The sequence below is a fragment of the Microcoleus sp. BM001215392 genome (genome assembly GCF_036700185.1).
Lineage (GTDB): Bacteria > Cyanobacteriota > Cyanobacteriia > Cyanobacteriales > Microcoleaceae > Microcoleus.
Genome location: NZ_JAUBOJ010000232.1, coordinates 1 through 11,662, shown reverse-complemented (window position 1 = coordinate 11,662; position 11,662 = coordinate 1). Strand labels below are relative to the sequence as shown.

The window sequence follows — 11,662 nt, the reverse complement described above, 5'->3', positions numbered from 1 at the left end:
AGATAAACGCAGATAATTTTAGGGTGTTTTCCGATTTTTGCAATTCAAGTCTAATCAATTGTTTATGGTAAATAATTAAAGGCTATGGTTTTGACATTTTATTAACAAAAATAATTTCTGAATATCCATAAAAATTAATAGTTTCTTACTAAAAATAGTAATTTTCATAAGAGCATTGTCAAAATAAGCTGTTGTGCATTTAAATTGATGGGGTCATCTAAGTCAGTAAAGGGCTTGGGCTTTTGAAATACCTAGTTTAAATGCACGACAGCTTACCAGATAATAATTTATTAAGTTTTAAATTAGGAGAACGTCACGAATTAAATCCCGTTGACCGTAGGTGGGATTTAATTCGTGACAAGAGCGCAAAAGTTATTTTAATCAAATATTCACCGCCGGCTATCTTGGTACGAGGTAGAGGAAAAAAAATCAGTTTTATCCTACCATTTTTAATTTCAAATGTGAGATATTAAATTGTGGAATGACAGACTGGCTAAGGGTTGGGAGCTGATATAAAGTTGTATTATTTTTTTAAATGGTAGAATTTATGAAAATTTAGATTGTCTGCAAAAAAAAGCTCGGGCTTTTGGGCATAATTTTTTTCAGGAACAATGTTTGGGGTATCCAGATTTTTTTGGATAAATTGCGCAGCGGTGCCACGATTGGAGATTTTTTGTACCCGAGGACGCCTCAGGCGTTTCCCTGGCGGTGTTACAGACGAATTAAGGGTTTGAGGCGATCGCATCCTCAACTAGAATGTATAAATCAGCGCCCTGGCGAGTGGGCCCTAATCAAACTTGCGCTCAATTTCTCGACTCCCGCGGGTCTAACACGCTCAAAGTGCAAATATAATATACTTGTTCTCCACTTGCTACGGCCCGATCGCCAAAACCGATGAACAGATGAACAGAGCGCGAGGCTTTGCTGGGAATTTCTCCACAAAGTCGGAGAGTGCACTCGAAAGTCTTAACTGACGGAAGTTCATGATTGTCACGACACCAGCAATGTCAACAACCCATGGCTAATTCTACTATCGGTTCAGGATCGATCGCAGAAATTGACCGCAAGTTTTACCAATTTAGACGGCGGTGGTAGTACAAAAGCAAGCTTCAGGGTTGGAAATTCAGGGTGCGCAGTCAATTAGAGTTAATTTGTCAGCAAATGAAGCGTGAATTATTGATGGCGCCGTGAATTGTTGACCCAGCACATCTATTGTCAAGCAATTCTTGGCAGTCGTGCCATTCACCCCGGAGGTTGTGTCAAGCTTGGGTGTGTCAAGTTTCGACCGCTAAAGTGGCGATCGGGATATTCAAAGACCCGAAAGGTCAATAATTTGCTAGAAAAGCAGGTGTCAGAATTATGATTAGTGGCAGCCCAGACTTTATATTACCAGGACAAGGCATAGATCAGGCTCCGGAATTCCAAGAACTTGAAACTCCCGAAGGCGAGCTGCACCTGCGGTTCTACGTTCCTTCGGGGAACGAGTTTGCACTGCCGGCCACAGGCATTAGAGAGGTACTATCGCCGTCCCCAGACCGCATGACACCGATCCCTAACGTTTCTTCTTTGCTTTTAGGTACGCTAAACATGAGAGGACGAGTGATTTGGGTGGCAGACCTAGGTCAATTTCTGGGAGACCAAACACCTCTGAACACAGATAGACCAGAAATCCCGATCGTGGCTGTGGAAGACCAAGATACGATTTTGGGGCTGGCGGTCGATCGAATTGTGGGGATGGACTGGCTCGATGTAGAGCAATTGCACTCCCAGAACAATGCACCAGACGGCATGATTCCATTTCTGAGGGGAGAATGGATGTTAGGTGCACAAGCTGAGAAAGTGCTCCGACTGCTAGATCAAGTGAAAATTCTGCGCTCTGCGCGGTGGGCAGCGTGAAATCGATTTTAGATTTGCGATTTGCGATTTTCGATTGGGGTCTAACTATTAACAGTCACACGACTTGAGGCGCGCATCTAAACATTCAAGATAAAAATCAAAAATCAAAAATCTAAAATCTAAAATCAAAAGAGGGCGGCAAATGGCAACAAGTACCAACTTTCAGCAGGACTACCAACGGGCAGAAGCGGCTTACATGGATGGCAACTATTCAGAAGCCGCGGCCCTAGTTTATCAATTAGTGGAAGATTTTCCCGAAGACCCCAGCGCTAGACTGCTGTGCGGACACATTTACTGTTACGGACTGCAACAGTACGAGGTGGCACGGGAACAGTACACGGTTGTGCTAGGTCTGAGCGACGACCCGAGTTTGGTCGAACACGCTCACAGCGGAATTACCTACACAGACCAATTTTTATCCGGCGAACTGCATACGGAACATTTCGAGGCTTTGTCTGCGGAAACAGAATTGGAATTCTACCCAGAGATGTCTCTCGATGAAGGCTTAGAAGACCCGGATCTGGCACTTTTCGGGGGAAATGCCCCATCCGATGCGGTTCCGAGTAGATCGCCAGAGGATTTGGAAAACGAGGATTTGGCAGACTTGGGCATGAGTGGCTTTCCTTGGGAAGCACAAGAGGACTCGCTCAGAGGTTCTGTCGAAGATTTAACCTCGCATTCTAACCCATTTGCTGGCGACAGCGGGGCGATGGCAGCTTATGCTGATGCTTCCTCACCGCTAGACATGGATGAATTTGACGGCTCGGACTTTGGAGACCCTTTTGCCTCGGACGCAGAGTTTGATGATGCGGGCGGTTCTGGTGCCAAAGCGTCGCAGAACAGGACTCCTGATTCGGGAAATTTGTTTTCAGAAGCTCCGACTCAAATGCTCAACGGTCAAGGTTTAGGCCGATCGCCAATGGATAATTCCTTTGACTCTAACCAATTAGACTCCCGCACTGGGCCGTCGGACGACAATTTTGGCGAACCTTTTGCGCCGCTGAATTTGCCAGACGATCTCGACCTCAACGAAGGCTACGACTACCAAACGGCGCCCCAGACAAGCGGGGCGAGCGGCAGACCTGCACCATTTTCCCAAGAGGCAGACCCTTTTGCGTCGCCGCTCCCCTCGTCGGGTTTCGGGTCTTCTCGATCGCCTTCCAAGCAGCCGGATGCCGATTCGGACTACTCGTCAAACTATTCGCTGGCGGAAGACGAAACGCTGCTGATGGGGGGTGCTGTCCCCAATTCTCAAAGCCAAAGGTCGAGCCGAGGACAATTTAATTCGGTCGATCGATCCAACGCCAACAGCAACGGTTACGGCAACTCGGAGCCCCCGGCATTTGGAGCTAGAGACAGCTTTGAGTTAGATGCTTTTGATGACGATGCTTTCAGCGATTCTTTCTCGATGGACGAAAACGAGCAAGCGACAGCTTTTGGGGCTGCTGACAAGAGCAGCAGCGACTGGTCGCCAAAAACTGGCAACGCTCAAGAACACAGCGGCTTTTTAGACGAATTTGACGAGTTTGACGATTTGGGGAATTTGCCGGACTTTGACATCTCAGAAGATGCCAACAGTTCGATCCTGACTAGAGGTAACACCAATTTTGGTAACTCTACCAGCGGCATGATGGGGACGAGCGGCAGCAGCCTGGACTTTGATAACAGCGATGGCTCAGCAATTCGAGACGACGAAATTTTTAGCATTTCTGGCCCTGCTGATGCGTCGGTGCCGACTTTTGCAGCCACAGAAACAGAATCGATCGATTCTTCGGTGACTGTAGAACAGGGGGGACTGGCTTTCTTGGAAAATGCCCCTTTGTTTACCAAACAGTTGTACACGGCGATCGGGGCGGGACTGGTTTCTCTGGTAGCTGTGGCTTTCGTGACTAATATTGCCTCCTATCAAGCTCTGCGCCAAGACAAGCCGGAGGCGATCGTTTACCTGCGACAAACAGGCTGGGTAATGACCGCAGCCGCAGGGTTTACCAGCTTTTTGACTTCTTGGGGCATCGGTCAGTTGATTGCGAAGCAGGTGCGCAAGTCCTCAGACAATTTGCAAGCTCAGTTCGATGCTGTATCTCAAGGAACTTTGGACGCTCGCGCTACGATTTACTCGGAAGATGAATTTGGCAAAATGGCTGCTAAATTCAACCACATGGCGAAGGTGATCCAAACTACGATTAGCGATACCAGGCGCAAGTCTGACGAGCAAGAACAGGCAAAAGAAGACTTGCAGCGCCAAGTGATTCGCTTGCTAGATGACGTGGAAGGAGCGGCTCGGGGCGACTTGACGGTGACGGCGGAAGTGACTGCTGACGTTTTGGGCGCTGTTGCTGACTCATTTAACTTGACAATTCAAAACCTGCGCGAAATTGTCCATCAGGTGAAGCAGGCGGCTCGGGAGGTGAGCAAAGGCGCTACGGATAGTGCCAAGTTTGCGGGCGATTTGTCTTCCGACGCGCTGCGGCAGGCTGAGGAACTGGCGGCGACTCTGAATTCGGTGCAAGTCCTTACCGACGCGATTCAGCGGGTCGCAGAGAGTGCTCGCGAGGCTGAAGAAGTGGCCCGGGGCGCGGCAGCAACTGCTCTGAAAGGGGGCGAGGCTGTGGAGCGGACGGTGGCCGGGATTTTGGAAATTCGAGAAACGGTCGCAGAAACCACGAGAAAAGTCAAGCGGTTGGCGGAAGCTTCTCAAGAAATTTCTAAGATTGTGGCTCTGATTGCTACTATTGCCTCTCGGACGAATTTGTTGGCTCTTAACGCTAGTATCGAGGCGGCTAGAGCTGGGGAAGCTGGCCGGGGTTTTGCGATCGTAGCGGATGAGGTGCGACAGTTGGCAGATCGATCGGCGAAATCTTTGAAAGAAATTGAGCAGATCGTGATGCAAATTCAAAGTGAAACCGGCGCGGTTATGACGGCGATGGAAGAAGGTACGCAGCAGGTTATTGAGGGTACAAGATTGGCAGAACAAGCGAAGCGATCGCTTGAAGATATCATTCAAGTTACTAATCGAATTGACGTGCTAGTGCGATCGATTACGGCGGACACTGTTGAACAGAATGAAACAGCTCGCTCGGTCGCTTCGGTGATGCAGGCCGTGGAGCTGACCGCTCAGGAAACGTCTCAAGAAGCGCAGCGAGTTTCGGGTGCTTTGCAAAATTTGGTGGGCGTTGCTCGCGACCTTTTGACATCGGTGGAAAGATTCCGAGTAGAAACAGCAGAAAGACAATAATTGATTGTTTAATGCTTTTTCTACTTGCTGATTTACAAGCACGTTAGTGTGGCAATGATGGCAAACAAAAAGCAACCTCGCAGTCTTGAAACGACTGCGGGGATGCTAATCCAGCACCTAAATAAAGTAGGAGTTGTACAGATGGACGATAACATAGTAGAGGTAATTTCTGGTATATTTGGTGAGATTCAGCCGACGGGCTGTATTATCTCTAGTCTCTCAAAAAATAGCAGGGGCTATGCCACCAAAAGACTTAAGATTGACGGTGAATGGAAGACGCTTACAGTTCACCGTTTAGTATTGGAAAATAGCTTAGGTCGTCCGATTAGACCAGAATACTTTTGTTGCCATACTTGCGATGTCCGTAACTGTATTAATCCCAACCATTTATGGGAAGGTTCTAGACTAGAAAATTCTCAAGATAGGTTTAGAAAAGGAAGAATTAAAGATGTAGGAAGCACATCGGCTCCTAAACCTCAAAAACAACTGCGAGGCATAGAAGTAATTCCCGGCATTCGGGCTGAAATACAGCCGAACGGCTGCATGATTTGTACCTTGGCTAAAAGAAGTGATGGTTACTCCGTGAAAACTATCAAAATTAACGGAAAAAATCAAAGCTTCTATCCGCACAGACTGGTCCTGGAACACAAACTGGGACGACCTGTAAAAGTGGGTTATTTTGCTTGTCACAGTTGTGACGATCGCGGTTGTGTCAATCCCGACCATTTGTGGGAAGGAACTCCCGCCGATAACTCCCGCGATTCTATAGAAAAAAACCGCTTTCCTTTCGTTCCTGGCAAGATAGGCCCTAACCGCAAGCTAAAACCCGAACAGGTGCAGCAGATTCGCTATCTTTTAGGTGAGGGGAGGTCGAAAGCAGAAATAGCTAGGACATTTGCGATATCTCGCAGTCAGATTATTCTCTTGGCAAGGGGCGAGATATACAGAGAGCTTCTCTGAAACTACTAACATAGACCCAATACAATAACGATTAAAATAAGGAAAAAACTATGCTGCCGGAGCAACAACAGAGGATTATGGGCTATTTTATTGAGGAGGCAAAAGACCACCTCAATACGATCGAACAAGGCCTGCTGAATCTGCAAACCACGATCGAAGACCCAGAACTGGTCAACGAAGTATTTAGGGCTGCTCACTCTGTCAAGGGAGGAGCAGCAATGCTGGGTCTGACCAGCATTCAGCAAACAGCTCACCGACTAGAAGATAGTTTTAAAGTTTTAAAAGAGTGTAGCGTTAAAGTAGACCAACAGCTAGAGTCCCTGTTCTTGCGTATTTTTGACACGTTGCAAGGGCTGTTAGAGCAACTGTCGGGGCCTTTTGGGCTGACAGAGGAGTTGGGAGAGCAGATGGTTCGAGAATTGGAACCGATATTTGAGGAACTCAACGGGCATTTGGGGGGACTCGTCGGACATTCGGGACACGATGCAGATGAGAGTGGCCCGCTGCCGATACCTCAAAAAGTTGCAGCGGGGCTGGGAGTTGGCGCGTTTAACTCGGAGATGAGTTTTGCTGGGTCGGGGTCAGTTTACGGATTTGATCATGCTCCAGAAGAAAGCGCGCTTTCTATAGTATTTGAGTCGGATGTGCCGGCGAGGATGCGGGAAATGCTGCAAGAGTTTAAACAGCCTGAAGGGGCAGAAAGCAGGCGCCAGCTCAAGAATATTTGTCGGAAGTTGGCTTTGGCGGGGGAGGAATTTGAACTGCCCCGCTGGGTAGAATTGATCGCTGTGGTGGAAAAGGCGATCGCCAATTCAGCAAATACCTATCGCATCTTAGCCCCAACGACGATCAAGGATATCAAACAAGCCCAAGAATTGGTACTTTCGGGTTTATCTGAGTCGATCGAACCAAGTGCAAAACTTCTGGGGCTGCTGCCGCCGGTTGTGGTTGCGGAAACAGATTTTGAGGATTTGCTGGCATTCGCTCAGCCGAGTACCTTGGCGAGAAATCCAGTTGCTGTTGAGGATGGGGCCTGGGAGATGGCCGGGTTTGAGGATTCTCAGGCGTCTGAACTGGTGCCGACTATTTCAGGGTTGAGCATGGAGGAGCTGTTTGACCAACTCGACGGCAGCGAAAGCGATGATGTCGGCCCATTACGCGGGGGGCAGCTATCCCGCAGGGAATCGCCCCAGTACGACGATTCCCCGGGGTTTGGAGACTCGGATATCGATACGGGTTCTTTTAGAACTTCGACTCGCACCGGCCCGGAGGTGGGGGCAGCCGAACTCAACACTTTAGCTGATTTGTTTGATGGTGAATCTCCGGATCTAGACGGGGCTTGGGAAGAAGAAGAAGAACTTGACTACGCGCAGTCTTTGAGGATGCCGGCGGCGCGAATGCTGGAGTCAGATGATGATGATAATTCCGGCGATTTTACGGATTTGTTGTTTGACGAATATCTGGTAGAAAATTCCGAAACTAGCGCGGCGCCTCCGATTGATGACCTCACAAGTTTGTTTGGGGAGGATTTGCTGTTTGAAGGCGAGCGGGACGGTTTGGCGGTGGCGAGCGATCGTCCAAGTGCTAGTTTGAAGCAGTCGCCAGCTCGCAAAAAAAATCAAAAGGCTAAGAGAGGCGGTTTGGATCGGCCCGAGAAAATCAGGGAGGCTGACAGCGGGCAAGCTGAGGAAGATGCGCTGTCGTCGCTGTTGGATGAGGTGGCTGCGCAAACTTCTGCTGTGGCTGCCGACAAGCCTGCTGATTTGGATAACTTGTTTGGCGATTTGGAGGAAACAGTAGGGGAAGGAGTTGCGCCACTTTCTGCTGATTCTGGTCTCAAGGATGATGCTCTGGATTCAGGATCTGCTGAGCTGGTGTTCGGCGACAATGATTCGGGGGATGGGCACTCGGTTGATGATTTTGAGTCGCTCTCTGATGAGGATACGGATTTGAGCGAGCTGTTGAGCATTTCTTCTGGTTTCCTTTCTTCGGAGGGCGATCGGCATTTAGGTAGTGGCAGCGAACTCAACGAGGAAATTGACAGCATTCTTAATATGACATCAAATTCAGATTTAGATATCTCTGCGGATGGAAGTTGGCTAGAAGATGCTTTCGGCTTAGAAGATGAGTCTGTGCTACAGGCAAATCTGGAGCTGGAGGATACGGATTTAGATGCGCTGTTTGGAGATGTTTCTTCAGGTCCGATTTCTGAGGAGGAGAATCCTGTGCGGGATTGGCAAGGAGCTGCTACTTCTAGAGAAGCGGCGGATTTGGCTGAGCTTTTCGGTTCTGTACCCACCGGTACTGAGTATGACGGGGAAGCTTCGGGACAAGGTGATGATTGGCTGAATTTAGATGCCGATTCTGAATCTGGGCGTGCGGGTGCTGCTGCTGCTGCTGCGGGGGACGAATTGGGGAGTTGGTTCTCCTCGAATTTGTCGGAGTCTGGCGGTGACGACGGTTTGACGGATTTGGCGGAGGTTGAACTTGTGGCTTTGTCTGGCGGTTCTGATGCGGACATTTTTACCCCTGCTGACCTAGGTGCTGGGTCTGATGGTAATACTTTCGATTTGCTAGAGGATATGTTTGGGGAAGCGCCTGTTGAGTCTGCCGCTCCGGCATCGGCTCCTGATTTGCAGGGGTTGTCGGCTGCTGGAACTGAGGATTTATTCGATTCAAAGGCCCAGAATTTGTTCGATCTACCCGAGGCCACCACAGAGGCGCCGGACAATTCCAGCGACGAGGATGATTTGTTTGAGGCGCTGGAAAAAGATTTTGGTGGCGATTTAGAGGTGGTGTCTGGAGAGTCTCTGGACAATATGTTTGAGGGCGATGCTGAAATGCTTGCAGCTCTGGAAACTGGGGCGACTCTCAACACAGAAGAGTTGGAGGGTTTTGATGATTTGTTGGATTCGATGGATGCTGGGACTTTGGTAACTTCGGAACTGACCTCGGGCTTGTGGGATACGGGCGACCGATCGACCGATGAAGATGCTTCGGAGTTGGAAGATCGATCGCTCGCTGACTTCTTTGGCAGTGCAGAATCGGGTTTAGAAAACGTTGAAAGCAATTTTGACGATTTAGAAGCACTGTTAATTGCAGGGGGTGCTGGTGCTGCTTTGGCAGCCTCTGGCGGCACAAATTCTACTCCGGTGAACACGGAGGTTTTCTCCGATCTCGAAGAGTTGCTCAGCGAGAGCGCAACTATGCCCGAAATTCCACCACCGACGATCGCGCCAAATAAAGCTGCAATTAAACCTCTGCCTGCTGTTGTGGCAGTGTCCGATGACGAATTTGGCGATTTGGAAAAATTGCTAGAAGATTCCAAGGACTCAGGCCGTCAAGGGGAAGGCAATATTGGGCCGTCGGCGCTCAACAGATCCAGGCGGAATGCCCGTGCGGGCGGGTTCGGCGACCAGACAATGCGGGTGCCGGTCAAGCAACTAGACAACCTCAGCAATTTGATGGGGGAACTGGTAGTCAACCGCAACAGTTTGGAGCAAGACCAAGAACGGATGCGGCAGTTTTTGGACAATTTGCTGCACCAAGTAACGCTGCTGAGCGATGTCAGCCAACGGACTCAGGATTTCTACGAGCGGAGTCTTTTGGAGATTGCTTTGCTGGCAAATCGTCAAGGACATCGATCGGCATGGCGCAACGAAGAGTCGTCTCACCAACGCGAAAGCGCTTGGAGACCAGAAGAAATGGACAGGTTTACTCCTTTCCACAGTTTGGCTCAAGAGATTATCGAGCTGATCGTGCGGGTGCGGGAGTCGGCGGCGGACATCGAGTTTTTGGTGGATGAGGCAGATCAGGTGACTCGCCAACTGCGTCAAGTCACGACTCAACTGCAAGAAGGTTTGACTCGTGCCCGGATGAAGCCGTTTGCGGAGACTACGGATAGGTTGTTCCGGGCGGTGCGCGAAATTGCGATTAAGTGCGGGAAGCAGGCTCAGTTGCAGGTTGAGGGTAAGGATATTTTGATCGACAAGATGATTGTGGATCAGCTCTACGATCCGATGACTCACTTGGTAAACAATGCGATTACTCACGGGATCGAGCCGCCGGAGGTGCGTCTGGCGGCTGGGAAGCCTGCTGTTGGCAGAATTACGATTCGGGCTTTCCACCAAGGAAATCAAACGGTGATTTCGGTTTCTGACGATGGGGCGGGAATTGACCCGCAAAAAGTGAAGGCGAAGGCGATTAAGCAGAATTTGCTGACGGCGGCTCAGGCTCAGAGGATGTCTCGCTCGGAAGTTTACGATTTGCTGTTTATGCCGGGTTTCAGCACTCAGGAACAGGCGACGGAATACGCGGGCCGCGGGGTCGGTATGGATGTGGTGCGGACTTCTTTGCACGAGATTCGCGGGACTGTGGGGATTGATTCTACGATCGGCAAAGGTACTGTATTTACCATCCGTTTACCTCTGGTGTTGAGTATTTCTAAGGCTCTGACTTGCATTAGCGATCGAGCTCGGATTGCTTTCCCGATGGATGGGGTGGAGGACATGATCGATGTACCTCGCGATCAGGTGACGACTGGGGCCGACGGTTTGCCTTGCATTGAGTGGCGGGGTTCGGTTTTGCCGTTCCGGCCGCTGCGGGATTTGTTGGGTTACAACCGCCATTTGGGCCGGGGCAGTGTTTACGGGTTTAATACTGACGATGACATGATTTCGGTGATCGTGCTGCGCTCTGCTGGGAATTTCTTGGCGGTGCAGGTGGATCAGGTTTCGACGGAACAGGAAATTGTGATCAAGCAGTTGGAAGGGCCTGTGCCGAAGCCGATCGGGATTGCGGGTGCGACAGTCCTCGGGGATGGCCGGATTGTGGCGATTGCCGACGTTCTGGAACTGATCGATTTGGCTACCGGCAGGCTGCGGAAGGAAGCTGGCGGTACGCTGTGGGATGAGAGCGATCGAGCTGCTGCTGAGGCGGAAATTGAGAAGACTGAGCCTACTGTGTTGATTGTGGATGATTCGATTACGGTGCGATCGCTGTTGTCGATTACTTTTGAGAAGGCTGGCTACCGAGTTGAGGAAGCTCGCGACGGTAAGGAAGCTTGGGAAAAGATGAAGTCTGGGCTGCCTTGCGATATCGTGTTCTGCGATATTGAGATGCCGAGAATGGATGGTTTAGAACTGCTTTCTCGGATGCAGAAGGATACGGTTTTGTGCGAATTGCCGATCGCGATGCTAACTTCTCGCGGTGCGGACAGACACCGCCAAATGGCTTACAGTTTGGGCGCGAAGGGTTATTTCACTAAGCCTTATTTAGAAGAGCAGTTGATGGATGCTGCTGCTCGGATGTTGAAGGGTGAAGTTGTTGGTGCTCCGGCTGTTGTCTAGGTAGTTAAAAAGTTGACAGTTGACAGTTGACAGTTGACAGCGAACGATTTAAAGGGTCAACTGTCAACTGTTTAATAATCATGTCCAAGAACAGGAGATTGAAAAAGGTACAAATCAAGCAAAAAGTTTTGAACGTGACTGCTGGTGGTTTAGATTAATTAATTAGCGCGTGGATGATGGATGATGAAGAAACGATTATTTTTGAAAGCTGGTATAGCAACAG

Annotated in this window: 4 protein-coding genes; all 4 read left to right on the top strand. The window is 49.7% G+C overall.

Going from position 1 to position 11,662, the window contains the following annotated elements:
* The first annotated feature begins 1,362 nt into the window (after window positions 1-1,362).
* The 4 genes from QT974_RS21975 to QT974_RS21960 all read left to right on the top strand — a co-directional run bounded on the left by QT974_RS21975 (window position 1,363) and on the right by QT974_RS21960 (window position 11,439).
* A complete protein-coding gene (locus QT974_RS21975; RefSeq protein WP_333470544.1) occupies window positions 1,363-1,896 on the top strand; it encodes a chemotaxis protein CheW in 534 nt (177 codons plus the stop codon).
* Between the two features lie 142 nt (window positions 1,897-2,038).
* Window positions 2,039-5,131 carry a HAMP domain-containing methyl-accepting chemotaxis protein gene (locus QT974_RS21970; protein WP_333470543.1) on the top strand — a complete coding sequence of 1,031 codons (3,093 nt, stop codon included), beginning with the start codon at window positions 2,039-2,041 and terminating at the stop codon, window positions 5,129-5,131.
* Window positions 5,132-5,272: 141 nt separating this feature from the next.
* Window positions 5,273-6,091: an HNH endonuclease gene (locus QT974_RS21965; RefSeq protein WP_333470542.1), complete on the top strand. Its 819-nt coding sequence runs from the start codon at window positions 5,273-5,275 to the stop codon at window positions 6,089-6,091.
* A gap of 50 nt (window positions 6,092-6,141) precedes the next feature.
* On the top strand, window positions 6,142-11,439 hold the full coding sequence (locus QT974_RS21960) for a hybrid sensor histidine kinase/response regulator (protein ID WP_333470541.1): 5,298 nt from the start codon (window positions 6,142-6,144) through the stop codon (window positions 11,437-11,439).
* The last annotated feature ends 223 nt before the right edge of the window (window positions 11,440-11,662 follow it).

Bases quoted from the DNA above. Each gene is read 5' to 3' on its own strand.
- QT974_RS21970 (WP_333470543.1), top strand. From the start codon at position 2,039: ATGGCAACAAGTACCAACTTTCAGCAGGACTACCAACGGGCAGAAGCG.
- QT974_RS21965 (WP_333470542.1), top strand. From the start codon at position 5,273: ATGGACGATAACATAGTAGAGGTAATTTCTGGTATATTTGGTGAGATT.
- QT974_RS21960 (WP_333470541.1), top strand. From the start codon at position 6,142: ATGCTGCCGGAGCAACAACAGAGGATTATGGGCTATTTTATTGAGGAG.